The 16847-nt window shown below is 74.2% G+C and carries 14 protein-coding genes; 7 read left to right on the top strand and 7 right to left on the bottom strand.

All coding sequences use genetic code 11. The features are described from left to right. Positions 1-141 precede the first annotated feature (141 nt). Positions 142-903 (top strand): FadR/GntR family transcriptional regulator, encoded by a 762-nt coding sequence (locus ABT006_RS19565; RefSeq protein ID WP_350708211.1) that lies wholly within the window; start codon positions 142-144, stop codon positions 901-903. Between the two features lie 223 nt (positions 904-1126). Further along, positions 1127-1855 carry a hypothetical protein gene (locus tag ABT006_RS19560; RefSeq protein ID WP_350708209.1) on the top strand — a complete coding sequence of 243 codons (729 nt, stop codon included), beginning with the start codon at positions 1127-1129 and terminating at the stop codon, positions 1853-1855. Positions 1856-1975: 120 nt separating this feature from the next. Here ABT006_RS19560 and ABT006_RS19555 read toward each other — a convergent pair whose 3' ends face one another. The 5 genes from ABT006_RS19555 to ABT006_RS19535 form a co-directional block, all read right to left on the bottom strand. Then, entirely contained in the window at positions 1976-3376 is a 1401-nt protein-coding gene (locus ABT006_RS19555; RefSeq protein WP_502891005.1) for an MFS transporter, read from the bottom strand. 200 nt (positions 3377-3576) lie between these two features. Continuing rightward, positions 3577-4542, bottom strand: a complete 966-nt coding sequence (locus ABT006_RS19550) for a mechanosensitive ion channel family protein (protein ID WP_350708205.1) — start codon at positions 4540-4542, stop codon at positions 3577-3579. A gap of 141 nt (positions 4543-4683) precedes the next feature. Continuing rightward, positions 4684-5853 (bottom strand): hypothetical protein, encoded by a 1170-nt coding sequence (locus ABT006_RS19545; RefSeq protein WP_350708203.1) that lies wholly within the window; start codon positions 5851-5853, stop codon positions 4684-4686. A 44-nt stretch (positions 5854-5897) separates the two neighbouring features. Further along, positions 5898-7526: a serine/threonine-protein kinase gene (locus ABT006_RS19540; protein ID WP_350708201.1), complete on the bottom strand. Its 1629-nt coding sequence runs from the start codon at positions 7524-7526 to the stop codon at positions 5898-5900. A gap of 314 nt (positions 7527-7840) precedes the next feature. Next, complete coding sequence (locus ABT006_RS19535) at positions 7841-8716, bottom strand: SPFH domain-containing protein (protein WP_350708200.1); 876 nt, start codon at positions 8714-8716, stop codon at positions 7841-7843. Between the two features lie 249 nt (positions 8717-8965). Here ABT006_RS19535 and ABT006_RS19530 point away from each other — a divergent pair, with 249 nt between their 5' ends. Both ABT006_RS19530 and ABT006_RS19525 read left to right on the top strand, forming a co-directional pair. Continuing rightward, complete coding sequence (locus ABT006_RS19530; RefSeq protein WP_350708362.1) at positions 8966-10834, top strand: transketolase; 1869 nt, start codon at positions 8966-8968, stop codon at positions 10832-10834. Between the two features lie 81 nt (positions 10835-10915). Next, positions 10916-12010, top strand: a complete 1095-nt coding sequence (locus ABT006_RS19525; protein ID WP_350708198.1) for a DNA glycosylase AlkZ-like family protein — start codon at positions 10916-10918, stop codon at positions 12008-12010. A gap of 32 nt (positions 12011-12042) precedes the next feature. On the opposite strand, the gene ABT006_RS19520 is transcribed toward ABT006_RS19525, so the two are convergent. Next, entirely contained in the window at positions 12043-12900 is an 858-nt protein-coding gene (locus ABT006_RS19520) for an ATP-grasp domain-containing protein (RefSeq protein ID WP_350708196.1), read from the bottom strand. Between the two features lie 191 nt (positions 12901-13091). Between ABT006_RS19520 and ABT006_RS19515 the strand changes: the two genes are divergently transcribed. The 3 genes from ABT006_RS19515 to ABT006_RS19505 all read left to right on the top strand — a co-directional run bounded on the left by ABT006_RS19515 (position 13092) and on the right by ABT006_RS19505 (position 15180). Further along, positions 13092-13607, top strand: coding sequence for a SigE family RNA polymerase sigma factor (locus ABT006_RS19515; protein WP_350708194.1), 516 nt, complete (start codon positions 13092-13094; stop codon positions 13605-13607). Continuing rightward, the gene (locus tag ABT006_RS19510; RefSeq protein ID WP_350708192.1) at positions 13604-14785 is read left to right on the top strand and encodes a hypothetical protein; all 1182 of its coding nucleotides are present in this window, start codon (positions 13604-13606) and stop codon (positions 14783-14785) included. The genes ABT006_RS19515 and ABT006_RS19510 overlap by 4 nt, the downstream gene beginning before the upstream one ends. Before the next feature lie 107 nt (positions 14786-14892). Beyond that, entirely contained in the window at positions 14893-15180 is a 288-nt protein-coding gene (locus tag ABT006_RS19505) for a DUF1905 domain-containing protein (protein WP_350708190.1), read from the top strand. Positions 15181-15222: 42 nt separating this feature from the next. Here the strand turns inward: ABT006_RS19505 and ABT006_RS19500 are convergent, their stop codons facing one another. After that, a complete protein-coding gene (locus ABT006_RS19500; RefSeq protein WP_350708360.1) occupies positions 15223-16695 on the bottom strand; it encodes a peptidoglycan DD-metalloendopeptidase family protein in 1473 nt (490 codons plus the stop codon). Between the last annotated feature and the right edge of the window lie 152 nt (positions 16696-16847).

Raw genomic sequence — 16847 nt, 5'->3', positions numbered from 1 at the left:
CCATCACTCCTTATGCCGTGGCCGTGGCCTGGCCCGAGGGTGGGGCCGCCACCTCCCTGTTTACATCCGCTTAACGCCGGGATGCTAGGCCGAAAAAGCAGATTTATTCAAGAGGTAGACCCAACTGATATGATCCGCCGTGTGAAACCGTCCTCCCCAGGGGTCGCAGTCGCCCCGATCGCCCCTGTCGAGGCCGGGCTGCACGCACGCGTCCTCGACCACCTCGGCACGGCCATCTGCGGTGGCGAGCTGGCCGCCGGGGCCGTCCTCAACATCGACGAGCTGGTCGAGCGGTACGCCGTGTCCCGCTCGGTCGTCCGCGAGGTCCTGCGGGTGCTCGCCTCGATCGGGTTCATCGAGACCCGCCGACGGGTCGGCGTCATGATCCGCCCGACGGACGCCTGGAACGTCTTCGACCCGCAGGTGATCCGCTGGCGGCTCGCCTCGTCCGGCCGCATCACCCAGCTCCGCTCGATCACCGAGCTGCGCACCGCCGTCGAGCCGCACGCCGCCCTGCTCGCGGCCAGCCGGGTCGGTCACGACGAGGCGAGCGACCTCGTCGGCCTCGCGGCGAAGATGTGGGCCGCCGGCAAGGCCGGCGACGAGGAGCGCTTCCTGCGGCTCGACATCGAGTTCCACCGGCGGGTGCTGGTCGCCTCCGGAAACGAGATGTTCGTCCGGCTGCAGGAGCTGGTCGCCGAGGTGCTCACCGGCCGGCACCAGCACCACCTCATGCCCCACCACCCGCACGAGCAGGCCCTCCAACTGCACGCGGAGGTGGCCCAGGCGATCCAGCGACGCGACGGCGAGCGCGCCCGGCAGGCCATGGTGCAGCTCATGGAGCAGGCCTTCGACGAGATGAGTTCGATCTGGGAGCAGACCGGCGAGACCGCCGGCCCCTGACCGCTGCCCCCGATCCCGCCCCACTCCCGCCGCCCCTTCGCCCGGCGTATGCTGGTGGCGGCGCCGTCCCGCGCCTCACCTCCTTACCGGTGCTCACGCCACCGGCGTCGCGGAGGCAAAGGGAGCCTCGCGTTCTCGGGATGCCGTGCCACATGCCCTGATCCGGCGCGGTCGACGGGAGCGTGAGTCCCTGCGACCCGCGCCGTCGACGAGGGAGCATGTGATGACGCGTGACAGGTCGTTCAAGACCCGGGTCCGGGCCCGGATGGACAAGACCGGCGAGAGCTACACGACCGCCCGCCGGCAACTCGTCGCCCGGTCGACCGCCGCCGAGCCCGCAGCCGCGCCGCCCGAGCCGACGGAGCCCGCTCCGGGCGCGACGTCGTCGGGCACTGCGGTGCAGACCGAGCGGATCTCCGACGCGCTCCTGCGGGAGCGCACCGGCCGCGGCTGGGACGAGTGGTTCGTCCTGCTCGACGCCTGGGACGCCACCGGGCGTACGCACACCGAGATCGCCCGCTGGCTGGTCACCACGCACGAGGTGCCGGGCTGGTGGGCGCAGACCCTCACCGTCGGGTACGAACAGACGCGCGGCCTGCGCGCCCCCGGGCAGCGGCGCGGGGGCGGCTTCCTTGCCACCGGCAGCCGCACGGTGGCCGTCCCGGTGCGGCGGCTCTTCGACGCCTTCGCCGACGACGCGCTGCGCCGCCGGTGGCTGCCCGACGCGGAGGTCCGGGTCCGCACCGCCACCGCGCCCCGGACGTTCCGCGCCGACTGGGGCGACGGGTCGACCCGGCTCGTGGTGGGCTTCGCCGCCGTGGGCGAGACGAAGTCCCGGGTGTCCGTCCAGCACGAGAAACTGACCGGGGCGCAACAGGCGGCCGAGCTGAAGGCGTACTGGCGGGACCGGCTGGCCGCGCTCAAGCACCTCCTGGAAGGCGCGGGCCGATGAGCACGCGCCCGTCGCCGGCACGACCCCTCCGATCCGGCCAGCAGCGGTCGGACCGGCACGTCGACGGCTGACGGCGGGCCGGCCCGGCGGCGGTCACGCCGACCGCCGCCGGGCCCTCCGTCAGCCGGCGCGACCGGCGGCCACCCGACCCGGCCCGCCTCGGGCCCGCCGGCCGCGCGTCACCAGGAGCAGCGCGACGACCAGGTACGGCACGGCGGCCACCGCGAAGGCGACCCCGTTTCCGGCCCCGGCGGCGAGCAGCCCGTACCCGCCGTAGACGGCGATGACCGTCACGTCGGTGGCCATCCCGGCGAGCGAGGTGACCGTGGCCCGGCTGTTGCCGGTGATCCGGGCCTGCAAGCGGGCGTCGGCGAGCACGGTGGCGAGTTGGAAGCCGCAGAACGCGGCCGCGACCAGCACGAACCCGACGGGCCGGGCGAGCAGCGCCCCGGCGGCCAGGGCCACGCCCGACACCGCCAGCAGCCCGGCGTACCCGCGGGTGGTCAGCCGCTCCCCCGCCGGGGCGAGCAAGCCGCCGACGCTCACCCCGGCCCAGATGAGCAGGAGCAGCAGCGGCACGGTCGCCTCGGCGACGCCGGTGTCCCGCGCCAGCAGCGGCGTGTACTCCTCGAGGGCCCCCCAGACCGCCGCGACCGCCGCGACCAGCAGCACCGCCGCGCGGACGGCCCGGTCGGCGTGCGCCTCGGCGAGCCCGGCGCGCAGGCTCGCCCACCAGCCGAGGTCGTCGTCGCCGTCCTCGTCGTCCGCGTCCCGTCCCGCCTCGGCGGCCCGGCCGGTCCGCTCCTGGGCGGCGGCGGCTGCCGATACCGGCCGGGCGGCGGTGGCTGCCGATACCGGTCCGGCGGTGTCGGGGGCCGCTACCGGCCCGGACGCGCCGGCGGCGGGGACGGCAGCGGCCACCGGGGCGGCGCGTCGCCGGTGTTCGGGGAAGCGGGTGGCGACGGCGGCGGCGAGCAGGCAGGCGAGCACGCTGGCCACGCCCACCGCCGGGTAGCCGCCGACGGCGAACACCGGGCCGGCCAGGACGATCGAGGCGAGCACGCCGAGCGTCTCGGCCGTCCGGGCCCGGCCGATGACGCGGGCGTACCGGCCGGCGGCGTCGAGCCGGTCGAGTTCGCTGAAGACCAGCGCCTCCAGCGCACCCGAGGCGAGCGCACCGCCGGCACCCCACAGCACGAACCCGACGGCGAAGGCCGGGTACGAGGGGACGAGCACCCAGAGCGCGAAGCCGGCGGCGGTGACGAGCGGGGCGAGGGCGAGCAGCAGCCGCCGGGAGACCGCGTCGGCGAAGGCGCCGGAGGGCACCTCCAGCAGGATGCCGCTGGCCGACCAGATCACGAACAGCGAGGAGATCTGCCAGACCGACAGGCCGGTGTCGCTGAACAGCAGCGCGTACAGCGGATAGAGCAGAACGAGTTCACCGAGGAACGCGTACCCGTAGAGGATGGCCGCCAGCCGGCGGACACGCGGATCGGGCACGCGCACAGTGTGGACAGTCATGAGGCCTTCCCGTGGAGACGAAGCGGACACCGGACGTACGGCGTCCGCGGCGGCCCACGGGGGCGACCGTCAGCGGTGCATCAACATCGCCACGTCATGCCGGCGATGGTAGACGGCGGCGACCGTGACGGCCATGCCTTACCGCGACACGCGTCGGGGTGGGACCCGCGCGGATCCCACCCCGGAACGCGGCGGCGCGTTCAGCGGCGGAGCTTCTCCTGACCCATCGGCGGGATGATCATGGTGGCCTCGGCGTCCTGGCCGGTCGGCTGTGCCGGGGCCGTGGCGCCGGTCGATGTGACCTGGGTGGCGTCCGGGTCGGCGTGGGGCGTGGCCGGGCCGGCGGGGCGCGGCACGACCTGGGTGGCGGCGGCGTCCACGGCCGGGCCGGCGGGTTCACCGGCGCGGACGACCTGGGTGGCCTCGGCGTCGGCGGCCGGGCCGGTCAGGTGGGTCTCGGTGTCGCGGCGGCCGGCCTGGTAGGCGCGGGCGTGCGTGGCGATCAGGTGCGACTCCTGCTCGGCGCGGGTCAGCCAGGACTCCCAGCGGCTCTGCATCGGACGGACCAGACCGCCGCCGACCCCGACGACGAGGATGCCACCGACGGTGGCGAGCACGGCGACCAGCACCGGGGTGGTCACGGCGGTGGCCACGCCGATCTGGTTGAGGGCGGCGATGACGCCGAGGCCGAGGACGAACACCGAGGCGATGGTGGCCAGGATGCGGCCGTACGACAGCCCGCCCAGGGCGCCGCTGATGATGTCCTTGACGGCGTTGCCGATCGCGGCGGCGACCACGACGATGACGATCGCGACGAAGGCACGGGGCAGCCAGGCGATCACGCCGGCGATCAGGTCCGAGACGGGGTTCGGGCCCCAGATGCCGAACGCGAGCTGGAGGGTCACCAGCAGCACGCCGTAGTAGGCGAGCTTGGCGACGATGTCGCTGGCGTCGTACCGGGACCGGGCCAGGGCCCGGCGGATCCCGCCGCGCTCCACCGCGCGGTCGAAGCCCACCCGCTCCAGCACCTTGTCGACGATCTTGAGCACGGCCTTGGCGATCAGCCAGCCGACCAGCAGGATCGCCACGAAGGCCACGGCCTTGGGCAGGAACAGCAGCACCGAGCGGAGGGCGTCCCCCACCGCGTCGCCGAAGTCGTCTCTCATGAAAATCCTCCACACGGGTGTCCGTCTCGTCGCGCCCGACCTACCCTCGGCGCCGGCCGGGGAAACACCGGTCGGCGCCGGGCGGCGGCGCGTCGACGTGACCGTGCCGGCGGGCGGCGCGCGCCCGCTCGGCCGGGAGGATCAGCGGCGTCGGCAGTCGTAGGCGACCGGGGCCTGGGCCTGCACCGGGGACGGCGAGGTGATGTTGACCGTGGCCGTCTCGGTCGTGGTGCCCACGCCGCTGAAGGCCCAACGCAGCGTCAACTCGACGGTGCGCTGGCCGCGGCCGACCCGCTCGGTCAGCAGGCTGCCGGGGGCGCTGCCACTGCGCAGCCACTGGTAGCGGATCTCCCCCGCCCGGCCGTTGGTCGACACGGTGGCCACCACGTCGACGGTGACGTCGCACCGGTCGCCGGCCGGCCGCGGCACCGCCACCGTGACCCCGGAGACCTCCAGCGGGCTGATCCGCTGCCAGAGATAGAGGCCGACGACGACGAGCAGCGCGACGGTGAGCACGGTGGAGAGCACCGAGGTGACGGTCCGCCACGCCGACCGCCGCCGGCGCGGGGGCGTCGGCACGGGCCAGGCAGGCGCGACCGGCGGGACGGCCGGCACGCCCGGCCCGAACCGCACCTCCCCGCCCGCGGGCACGGGCGACGCTCCCGTACGGCCGCCGAAGACCGTCCCCGGCCCGGCCCCGGTGGTACGCCCCGTCCCGACCGCGGTCACCGGGCCCGTCGGCTCCTGCCCGCTCGGCTGCGCCGTCGTCCACGGCCCGGACCGCACACCCGGATCGACCGGCAGCCGGCCGGGGTCCACGCGCGGGGACGGCACGGGACCGCCGGGCGGGGCAGGCACAGGGCCGGCGGGCGGGGCGACCCGCCACCCCGGCGCGAGGTGCGCCGTCGGTTCTCCCCCGCCGAGGTGCCCGGTGGCGCCCCCAAGGTTCAGGTGCGCCGTCGCTTCCCCCTGGGCCAGGTGCGCCGTGCCGTCTCCGGCGGCCGGGTGCCGTATCGTCGGCGCGCCGCCGGGCAGGGGCCCGGTCGGCTCGCCGGAGCCCAGATACGTCGTCGGCTCGCCGGAGCCCAGATATGCCGTGGACTCGCCGGAGCCCAGGTACGCCGTCGGCTCACCAGAGGCCAGGTACGCCGTCGGCCCGCCGGCACTCACGTGCGCGGTGGGTTCGTCGGGGGCGGGGTGTGCGGTGGGGCCGGTCGGGTGCGGCAGGCCGTCGAGCCGGGCGGTCGCCGCGCCGTCTACGGGCAGCCGGTGGGTGGGCAGCGCCTCGGTCTGGTCGTTCGGCTGGGTCACGGCGGCCCGCCCTCCGTCATCGTGGTCGACATCCGGGTCACCGATCAGCCCGGGGTGCAGAACGGGTGGAGTGTCACGTGGACCGGCGAGCTCTCGGGCGAGGCGTTGCCGGCCTCGTCGACCGCGACGACCCGGACCGGGATCTGGGTCCTGTCGCCCGGTCGGGGCAGGTCGCGCAGGACGCCACGGAACACTCCACGACGGTCGGCCGTCATGGGCACCTCCGTGGTGCGGCCGTCCAGGGTGTACCGGAAGCTGACCCGCAGTCTCCCGGCCGTCGTACGGTCGTCGGAGACGACGGCCGAGACGGTGCTGGACGTGGGCCCGTACGGACAGCCCTTGGGGTCGAGCTCGGTCGGGCTTGCCGCGACCTGCCCGACGGAGGGCGCGACGGTGTCCGCCGGCGGTGGCGGGCTGGTGCTGGCCGGCGAGGCGGAGGCGGACGGGGACGACGACGCGCTCGTGCCGGTTGGCGCCGGGGCGGCCGTCGTCGCGGTCGGCGCGGCGGGCGTGGCGGTGGTCGCGGGGACGGGGGTCGCCGCCACCGTCGGCGTGGGCGGCGCGGCGGCCGGGGCGGGGGCCTCGGCGGTCGGGCCCGCGGTCGCCTGCGGGGCAGCCGCCGCCGGCACCGTCTCGTCGCGGCTGGCGTAGCTCAGCCCCGCCCCGCCGACCAGCAGCGCGGCGACCAACCCGCCGCCGACCAGCGCAGCGCGGGCCCGGCCCGCGCGCAGCCAGGTCCACCGGCCGGTGCCTTCGCCCAGCGCGGTGCTGGCCAGGCTGGTGGCCCCGCCGGTGCCGTCGGGGAACGGGAAGAGGGCGGCGAGCAGGGCCGCCCGGCGGGCCAGCTCGCGCAGGCCGCGCTCCTCCCACTCCGCTCCGTACGCGCCGGCCGCCACCTGTTCCAGCACGGCGAGGAAGACCTGCGCGGGTTGCGGTCGCTCGGCCGGCTGCTTGGCCATGCCGTGCCGCAGCAGGTCGTGCACCGGCTCGGGAGCCGGGTCGGTGGGGATCGGCGCCCGGGCGTGCTGCTGGTGCAGGGTGAACAGGTCCCGCCCGTCGTAGGGCGGCCGACCGGTGAGGCACTCGTAGAAGGTGGCGGTGGCCGCGTAGATGTCGCAGGCCGGGCTGGCCGGGGCGCCCCTCCACTGCTCGGGGGCCATGTAGCGGGGGGTGCCGGTGACGCTGACCCCGGAGGTCTCCCCGGCCGGCATCGCGATGCCGAAGTCGGCCAGCTTGCTGGTGCCCTCGGCGGTGACCAGCACGTTCTCCGGCTTGTAGTCGCGGTGTACCACGCCCCTGGCGTGCGCGGCGCCGAGCCCGGCGAGCGATCCCTTGAGGACGCACAGCGCCGACTCCGGGGTGGTGGGGCCGTGCGCGCGCAGCATCTGCCGCAGCGATACGCCGTTGACCAGTTCCATGACGATCGCCGCGCCGGCGGGCGACTCGACGTACTCGTAGAGCCGGGAGACGTGCGGGTCGTCGATCTCGGCCAGCAGCCGGGCCTCGTCCCGGAACGCGGTGCGGAACGAGGGGTCGTCACCGATGCCGCCGGTGAGGTACTTGATGGCGACGGGGGTCCCGGTCGCGTCGTGCACGGCGAGATCCACCCGGCCGGACGCGCCGGCGCCGAGCTGCCGAACCGGGCGGTAGCCCGAGACCTGCCAGCCGGTCACGCGCCCACCTCCCCGCCCTGGAACGGACAGCCACCGTGGCTGCCTCGGTGGCCATTGTGGTCGCGCCGGGCGGTGGATCCATCGGCGCAACGGCTGCTTCCGGGCTCCGGACGTCCCGCGCGGCGCGGCGGGGTGGCGGCATGGTCGGTAACGGACACCCGCTACTCGTAGCACCCTCTGGCAAGCGTCCTCGCCGAGCGGGCCGCCACCCGTCGGCTCGGCCGACGTGCGGGCGGTGGTCGTACCCGGGCAGCCGGGCGCACCGGCGACGGAGGCGGCGGCGCGCCAAGGTCGGCACGCGCGCCGACGAGGGGTCAGGCCGAGGGTCGGCGGCGGCCGTCGCCGGGCGCGGCGGTGGGTGCCGGTGCGGCACGCTCCGCCGCGGGGGGCTGCGCCGCCGGCGGCTCGGCTTCGCGCGTGGGCGCGGCGGCGTGGGTGAACTTGTCGAAGAAGCGCAGCAGCTCGACCGGGAACGGCATCACCAGGGTGCTGTTCTTCTCCGCCGCAACGTCCACGACGGTCTGCAGCAGCCGGAGCTGGTACGCCCCGGGGGTGGCCGCCATCGCCCGGGACGCGTCGGCGAGCCGGCGGGACGCCTGGTACTCGCCGTCGGCGGCGATCACCCGGGCGCGGCGCTCGCGTTCCGCCTCGGCCTGGCGGGACATCGACCGCTTCATCCCCTCGGGCAGCGCGACGTCCTTGACCTCGACCCGCTCGATGAGCAGCCCCCACGGCTTCTCGGTCGGCGCGTCGATGACAGCCTTCAGCTCGGTGTTGATCCGCTCCCGGTCGCCGAGCAGGGTGTCCAGGTCGGCCTTGCCGATCACCGACCGCAGCGCGGTCTGCGCCACCTGAAGCACGGCCGCGGGGTAGTCGCGGACGTTGACCAGCGCCTTCACCGGGTCGACGACCCGGTAGTAGACGACCGCGTCGACGGTGAGGGTGACGTTGTCCCGGGTGATGGCGCCCTGCGGGGGCACGCCGATCACGGTCGTCTGCATGCTGACGCGGACCATCCGGTCGGCGATCGGGACGATGAGGCGCAGGCCGGGCTCGCGGACCGGTTGCAGCACGCGGCCGAAGCGGAAGACGATGCCGCGCTGGTACTGCTGCACAAGCCGGACGCTCAGGGCGCCGACGAGCGCGAGGACCACGATCACGATCACCGCGCCGATCAAGACGGCTTCCACGGCACCCCCGATCCATTCGGCTCCCCGGGGCCCCTTTCCCGCTCCGTCGCCGGATAGTCCTGCCTCCCCCGGCAGCCCTCCGGTCGGCCGCCGACGCCCCTCGGGGCAGATCGGTGGTTGCCGGACGCCGGGCCGATTTCCTGGCTACGGTACGGGGAGCAGGCCGGCGGGGGCTGCCCGGCCGTGGGCCGGGCGGTCCGGCAGCACCGGGCCGAGGAAGGCCGATCGCTGGAGGCGATGCCGGTGACGATGGAAGCAGAGCGCACTCTCCGCGCCGACGAGATCACCGAGCTGGGCGAGCTCGCCGCGCAGTTGCGGGTGGACGCGATCCGGTGCAGCACCCGGGCCGGGTCCGGTCACCCGACCTCCAGCCTGTCCGCCGCGGACCTGCTCGCCGTGCTGATCACCCGGCACCTGCACTACGACTGGTCGGATCCGGGCGGTCGCGCCAACGACCACCTGATCTTCTCCAAGGGCCACGCCTCGCCGCTGCTGTACGCGGTCTTCAAGGCGGTCGGGGTGATCAGCGACGAGGAGCTGGTGCAGACCTACCGCCAGTTCGGCTCGCGCCTGCAGGGGCACCCGACGCCGGCGCTGCCCTGGGTCGACGTGGCCACGGGCGCGCTCGGCCAGGGGCTGCCCGTCGGTGTCGGGATCGCGCTGGCCGGCCGGTACCTCGACCGGCTGCCCTACCACGTCTGGGTGTTGTGCGGGGACAGCGAGACGGCCGAGGGCTCCATCTGGGAGGCGCTGGACAAGGCGAGCCACTACGGGCTCGGCAACCTGACGGCGATCGTGGACGTGAACCGGTTCGGGCAGCGGGGGCCGACCGAGTTGGAATGGGACCTGGACACCTACCGGCGGCGGGTCGAGGCGTTCGGCTGCCGTGCGGTCGTCGTCGACGGCCACGACCTCGCCGCCATCGACGAGGCGCTGGGCAGTGCCCGGCAGGCGACGGGCCCGACCGTGGTGCTCGCCCGGACCGTGAAGGGCAAGGGCGTGCCCGAGGTCGAGAACAAGCCGGGCTGGCACGGCAAGCCGTTCAAGCCCGACCTGGCCGACCGCGCCGTCGACGCGCTCGGCGGCGTACGCCAGATCCGCGTCGCCGGCCCACGCCCCGAGGCCGCTCCGCCGCCCGCCGCTCCCGCCGGCGCGCCACCGGAGATGCCCCGGTACGACCGGGGGGCGAAGGTCGCCACCCGCAACGCGTACGGCGACGCGCTGCGCGCGTTGGGGGCCCGGCCGGACGTGGTCGCGCTGGACGGCGAGGTCAGCGACTCGACGCGCGCCGACCGGTTCGCCGGGGAGTATCCCGACCGGTTCTTCGAGATGTTCATCGCCGAACAGCAGCTGGTCGCCGCGGCGGTCGGGTTGCAGGTACGCGGGTACCGTCCCTTCGCCTCGACCTTCGCGGCCTTCTTCTCCCGCGCCTACGACTTCATCCGGATGGCCGGCATCTCCGGGGCCGACATCGCCCTGTCCGGCTCGCACGCGGGGGTGGAGGTGGGGGCGGACGGCCCCTCGCAGATGGGGCTGGAGGACCTGGCGGCGATGCGCGCCGTCCACGGGTCGACCCTCCTCTACCCCAGCGACGCCGTGTCCTGCGCGGCCCTGGTGCGGGAGATGGTCGACTGCGGGGGCATCGCCTACCTGCGGACGACCCGGGGCGCGTACCCCGTCCTGTACGGCAACGACGAGGCCTTCCCGGTGGGCGGCAGCAAGCTGCTGCGCGGCGGCGACGACGACCGGGTCGCGCTGGTCGGGGCCGGGGTGACGGTGCACAACTGCCTCGCCGCCGCGGACCGGCTGGCGGGCGAGGGCGTCGCGGCCCGGGTGATCGACCTGTACTCGGTGAAGCCGCTGGACCGGCAGCGGTTGCTGGACGCCGTCCGGGTCACCGGCGGCCGGCTGGTGGTGGTGGAGGACCACTACCCGGAGGGTGGCCTCGGCTCGGCCGTGCTGGAGTCGCTGGCCGACCTCGCCGAGCCGGTGCGGGTGACGCACCTGGCCGTCCGGGGCCTGCCCACCTCCGGGACGTCGAGCCAGCTCATGGACCAGGCGGGGATCGGGGTGGAGGCGATCGTCGCGGCGTCGCGCGCCACGCTGTCCGGAGACTGAGCGGGCGAGCAGCGGGTAGACCGACGCACCGGTCGCACGGGCGGCGACGAGGTTCCTCGCCGTCACCTACGCTGTCGCGACATGAGCGTGCACCGACTCGATCGCACGGAGGCGCGGCGGATCGCCGTCCGCGCCCAGCTCCTGGACACTCCGCGGCCCGCCGACCTGATGACGGTGGTGCGCCACCTGACGCTCCTGCAGATCGACCCGACGGCCGCCGTCGCGCCGAACGCGGACCTGGTCGCCTGGAGTCGCCTCAGGTCGTCGTACGAACCGGCCCACCTTCAGCAGGCCCTGGAACGGGACCGGACGCTCTTCGAGCACCAGGCGATGGTGCGGCCGATGGACGACCTGCGCCTCTACCTCGCGGTCATGGCGACCCTGCCCGCCGGCGAGCGGCAGCGGGAATGGCTGCGGCGCAACGACCGGTTCCGTCGCGACGTCCTGGACCTGCTCGGCGCCGCCGGGCCGTTGCTGTCCCGCGACATCCCGGACACCAGCGTGGTGGCGTGGCCGTCGACCGGGTGGACCAACAACCGCAACGTGACCCAGATGCTGGAGTTCCTGGTGATGCGCGGCGAGGTCGCGATCGCCGGCCGCCGCGGGCGGCAGCGCCTGTGGGACCTGGCCGAGCGGGTCTACCCCGCCGGCACCCCCGTCGTCCCGCTCGACGAGGCGCGCCGGATCCGCGACGAACGGCTCCTGCGGTCGCTCGGCATCGTGCGCGCGACGGCCCTGTCGGGCGGCGACGCGAGCGGCGTCGGCGAGCCCGCGACCGTCGAGGGCCTGCCGGGAACCTGGCGGGTGGACCCCGCCGCCGTCGGGCGGCCCTTCACCGGGCGTACGGCGTTGCTGTCGCCGTTCGACCGCCTCGTGCACGACCGGGTGCGGCTCGCGGAACTCTTCGACTTCGAGTACGTGCTGGAGATGTACAAGCCGAAGGCCAGGCGCCGGTGGGGCTACTTCGCGTTGCCGATCCTGCACGACGACCGGCTCGTCGGGAAGGTGGACGCCACGGCGGACCGCAGAAGCGGGACCTTCCTGGTGCACGCCGTCCACAGGGATGCCCCCTTCACCGGGGCGATGACGGAGGCGGTACGGGCCGAGGTGCGGGACCTCGCGTCCTGGCTGCGCCTGACCGCGACGATGGCGGCAGGCGCCGACCGGACCGGCTGATCAGGGCACCGCCCCGCGGCGTGCCTCCGCGGTCAGGCCACGGCCGGCCCGGCGAACAGGGCGCCGACGAGTGCCTCCGGTGCGATGGTCACCGGCCGGTCGCTGACCTGCCCGTCGCCGAGTTCGACGATCCGCCACACCCCGTCGGCGCGCAGGGCCAGGTCGACGGTCACGAAGGGCAGCCGCAGCGCCGCGATCGACGGGCCCAACAGACGTGGGTCGACGTTCTCCGGCGGGGTGTCGTGCGGACTGTCCGGGTGCGCGCCGACCAGGACGCAGCCGCCATCGACCCACCACGTGCGGACCTCGGCGGTGACGAACCGCTCGAACCGGCGCAGCACGAAGCCACCGACGACGTCGTCCCCGCGCAGGTCGAGGAACCGGCTCGCGACCGCCCAGGCGGCGTCACCGTCCCCGAGGTCCGGGATGAGCGCCGCCTCGTGCCAGTGGTGCTTCATGGACTTGGCGAAGTCGCGCAGCACCGCCGGCCCGCCGCCGAGGTCGCACCGCGCCCGGTCGAAGTCGGCGCGCCGCGTCCCGACCGTCCACGTCGTACGCGGCGTGAGGTCGGCCAGGTCGGGATACCAACCGGGCAGTTCGTGGGCGCGCCGGTACTGCTCGCCGTTCGTCCGCAGCGTGACGCCACGGCCGGCCAGCGCCGCGGCGAAGGCCGCGTACCGCTCGCTGCGCAGCATCCAGCCGCGGTAGACCGCGTCGCCCTCCGCCGTCACCCGGGACACCGCCCGCGGCACGTCGTCGCCACGGGCCAACGCGTCATGGTCGACGACGGCGACCGAGACGCCGAGGTCCCGGGCAGCGTGTGCTTCCGGCGCGAAGTGGTCATCCGGCCGACGCGGTCGCAGCGGGTCCCCGGGAACGATCAACAGCACCCGGTGGATGCTGCCCGATCGGCCGGTACGACGCGACCGCGTTCCTGCCGGCGGTGGTGGCCGGCGCGACTCGCACCGGCGGACCGGCACCGACGGTCGTCGGGCTCCGCGGGGCCGCACCCGAGGACAACCGATCGGCGAGCGACTGCGTCCTTAGTCCGAGCAGTCGGATAGGGCGGTGTGGAGGTTCGATGGACGAGGTTGCCGAGGACGCGTTCCGGGGGTTTGTCGCCGCGCGTTCGGCGGCGTTGCTGCGCAGCGCGTACCTGCTGGTCGGCGACCGCGACAGGGCCGAGGACCTGCTGCAGACGGTGCTCGTCAAGACGTACGTCAGGTGGTCGCGCATCCGGGACCCCGCCGCCGTCGAGGGGTACGTGCGGCGGGCGCTGGTCACCACCGCGACGTCGTGGTGGCGGAGCCGGGCGTACCGGGAGCGACCGGTCGACACGGTGCCGGACCGCGGCGGTGTGGACGAGACGGACGCGCGACTGGAGCACGACGCGATGTGGCAGCGCCTGCTGACGCTGCCGCCGAAGCAGCGGGCCGTGCTGGTGCTGCGCTACTACGAGGGCATGGCCGAGGCGGAGATCGCCGAGGTGCTGGACATCTCGCGGGGCACGGTGAAGAGCCACGCGTCACGGGGCCTCGCCGCGCTACGGCGGCAACTAGAGGAACAGGATGCGGAGAAGGGGGCGGTGACGCCATGAACGACCGACCGGACCGGGGACTCGCCGACGCACTCGAGCGGCGGGCCAACTCGATCGCGCCGGGGCCTCGGTTCTCCGCCGAGGAGATCGTGCAGGCGGGACGCCGAGCGGCCCGACGACGGACCACGCGGATCCGGGTGTCCGCGGCGGCAACGGTCACCGCGCTGGCGGTCGTGGCCGCACCCGCCGTGACCGCCGCCGTACGGCGTCCGACCCCGCCGGCGCCGGCCGCGTCGGAGCCGCCGCGCAGCCTGCCCACGACCTGCCCGGTCGAGCGGCTACCGGTGCCGGACCGCAGCATCATGAACATGGTGATCGGCATGGATCCGACCGGGCGCTACATCGTGGGCCGGACGAACCCCGGACGCGGTGGCACCGGCCTCGACATGTTGATCTGGGACAACGGCCGCCTTCAGGTGATCCCCGTGCCGGGCGACCAGCAACTGCCCACCGACATCAACTCCCGCGGCGTAGCGGTCGGCGTCAGCGGCGTCCTCAATGAACAAGCGTGGATCTACCGCGACGGCACCGTGACGCACCTGCCCGGGCAGCCGTCCATCCGGGCGAACGCGATCAACGACAGCGGGGTCGTGGTCGGCGCGAACATACTCGGACAGCCCCTGGTCTGGCGAACCCCGACGGACCAACCGACGGTGCTGCCGATGCCGGACGGCGACTGGGAGGGCGAGGCCAGAGACATCTCCACCGACGGCACGATCGTCGGCACGCTCAACCGCCAGCGCACGACTCTGTTCCAGGCGTACGCCTGGTTGCCCGACGGCACGCTGCGGGAACTGCCGCCACCGGTCGTTGACGGCGAGAGGGCCGTCGCCACGCGCGCGATGGCGATCTCCGAGGACTGGGTGGCCGGCACCGCGGAAGGGCCGCGCGGTGACGTCCCGACGCGGTGGAACCTGCGCACCGGCGAGGTCCAGACCTTCCCCGAGATGAGGATCGGCGGTCGCAGCGTCAGCGCCGACGGTTGGCTCGTCGGCAACCGGGAGGGGCAGGGACTGCTCGCCAGCCACCAGGGCATGGTGACGCTGCCGGACCTGCACGACCACGACACGAGCTCGTCCAACAACGCCGTGGCGATCAGCCGGGACGGTCGCCTCATCGCGGGTGGCGGGTCGGTCGGCGGTCCCCGGGCTGTCCCGGTGGTGTGGCGCTGCCGGTGACACTCCGACTCCGGTAGGCGCGGCCGGGCCGAGGCTGCCGTCGCGACGACCGTCGACGGCAGCCTCGGCCCGGCCGCCGCGAGAGTTCGCGGTCCTATGCTGAGTCGATGGACGTGGAGTTCAGCGGCGAGCTGTTCTTCTGGAGGGGCCCCGCGCCCTGGCACTTCGTCACCGTGCCGGAAGACGACTCCCGCGAGCTGAACGCGACCTGCGCGTCCGTGAGCTACGGCTGGGGCATGATCCCGGTGACGGCCCGGATCGGGGGCACCGGGTGGCGGACGTCGCTGTTTCCCAAGGACGGGCGTTACCTCGTGCCGGTCAAGGCCGGGGTGCGCGAGGCCGAGGGGATCACGGTCGGAGACACCGTCACGGTGCGCCTGGTCGTCGACGTCTGACCAGGGTGACCGGGTCGGGCCGGAGGCATCCGGGTCGGTTTCCTACAGCGCTCCGCCCCAGTTGTCGGTGGTGAGTCGGCCGGTGGTGTCGTCGATGAAGCGGTGTTCGAGGGTGCCGTTCGTTGTCCGGTAGAACACGTGATGCTGGTTCGGAGTCGACAGGCCCGCCGGGTCGTCGGTCACCACGCCACGAGCACCCCAGTCGTCGACGCCCGGGTTGATGCCCGGCCACCAGTACCAGTGGACCAGGTCCCCCGAAGCCGTACGGGCGAAGATGTGCTGCTGATCCCGGTGCACGAACGCGTGCGGATTCCCGACGAACCCACCACCCAGCCACACACCACCGTTGAGCGTGCCGGACGGATCGTCGAAGAACCGGTGCTGCAACCTGCCGTCGCCGTTACGGAAGAACACGTGGTGCTGGTTGCCGCCGTAGGAGAACCCCGTCGGATCTGACGCCACACCCGAGGTGACACCCCAGTTGTCCGTAGCGGGGTTGATGCCCGGCCACCAGTACCAGTGGATGAGGCCACCCGAGGCGGTGCGGGCGAAGATGTGCTGCTGGTCCCGGTGCACGAAGGCGTACGGATTGCCGACGAACTCACCGCCGGGCCAGACACCGCCGGCGATCTGACCCGTGTTCAGGTCGTAGAAACGGTGCTCCAGGTTCCCCTCCGGATTGCGGTAGAACACGTGCTGCTGACTGCCGTACGCGAAGCCGGTCGGATTCGACATCACCCGCCCGACCGTGTTCCAGTCGTCCAGGCCAGGAGAGGCCATGCCCGGCCCGAACCACCAGTGTCGCAACGTGTTGTCGCTCCCCCGCGCGAAAACGTGCTGCTGACTGGCGTGCGAATACCCGACCGCCTTACCCGTCAGCGGGCCCCCGCCCCAGTCCGCCCGCACCAACCCCGCACCCGGCGACCAGGACAGGTTCGCCAACGTCCCCGCCGCACCCACCGCCACGACGTGCTGCCCGTCGCCGAAACCGAACGCCCGACCGGCGACGGGCTCGGCGGGGCGACCGCAGTTGTCGCTGGTGAGGTACCGCTGGTGGTAGGAGCCCGGATACGGCGCGAGGGAGATGCCGTTGATGACGATGGTCTGCCCGACGCCGTTGTACAGCTGCTCGTAGTGGATGTGCGCGCCGGAGGAGTTGCCGGTGTTGCCGGTCAGCCCGATCTGCTGGCCCTGGGCGACTGTCGCGCCGTTGGCCACCGAGTAGGCGGCGAGGTGGAAGTAGTAGGTCTTCCATCCGCCGCCGTGCTCGATGGCGATGTAGTTGCCCGCGCCGCTGGGCTGCGAGTAGCGGTAGGCGGTGCCGGCTGCCGAGGCGAGCACGGGGGTGCCGCTGGTGACCCCGCCGTCGGCCCGGACGAAGTCCAGCGCCTGGCGGACCTCGCTGCTGTGGTGGCTGTAGGTCCACCGTTGCCCGCACGGGAACGGGGCCTTGAAGGTGGGCGCGGCGGCGCCGGCGGGCGCGCCGGCCGCCACGGCCAGCGCCGCCCACGTCACCACGGCGGCCACGAGCGCCACGCCCAGTCGGCGGACGATGCCTACGGTACGCACGGACGGCTCCTCGCTGCGGTGGTGGTGGCTGCGGGGACGGGCTGCGCGATCTGCGGTCGCGCCGGCCCGCCGGTCGGTCGGGACGGTGCTCGGAGAGC

This window comes from Micromonospora sp. NPDC002717 (assembly GCF_040295705.1).
Lineage (GTDB): Bacteria > Actinomycetota > Actinomycetes > Mycobacteriales > Micromonosporaceae > Micromonospora.
The sequence above is the reverse complement of the archived record's forward strand: the minus strand, read 5'-3'. Positions and strand labels throughout refer to the sequence as shown.

Excerpts from the sequence above, each read along its gene's own strand:
- ABT006_RS19530 (WP_350708362.1), top strand. The coding sequence starts at position 8,966 with ATGGAAGCAGAGCGCACTCTCCGCGCCGACGAGATCACCGAGCTGGGC.
- ABT006_RS19550 (WP_350708205.1), bottom strand. The coding sequence starts at position 4,542 with ATGAGAGACGACTTCGGCGACGCGGTGGGGGACGCCCTCCGCTCGGTG.
- ABT006_RS19560 (WP_350708209.1), top strand. The coding sequence starts at position 1,127 with ATGACGCGTGACAGGTCGTTCAAGACCCGGGTCCGGGCCCGGATGGAC.
- ABT006_RS19505 (WP_350708190.1), top strand. The coding sequence starts at position 14,893 with ATGGACGTGGAGTTCAGCGGCGAGCTGTTCTTCTGGAGGGGCCCCGCG.
- ABT006_RS19525 (WP_350708198.1), top strand. The coding sequence starts at position 10,916 with ATGAGCGTGCACCGACTCGATCGCACGGAGGCGCGGCGGATCGCCGTC.
- ABT006_RS19510 (WP_350708192.1), top strand. The coding sequence starts at position 13,604 with ATGAACGACCGACCGGACCGGGGACTCGCCGACGCACTCGAGCGGCGG.
- ABT006_RS19515 (WP_350708194.1), top strand. The coding sequence starts at position 13,092 with ATGGACGAGGTTGCCGAGGACGCGTTCCGGGGGTTTGTCGCCGCGCGT.
- ABT006_RS19555 (WP_502891005.1), bottom strand. The coding sequence starts at position 3,376 with ATGACTGTCCACACTGTGCGCGTGCCCGATCCGCGTGTCCGCCGGCTG.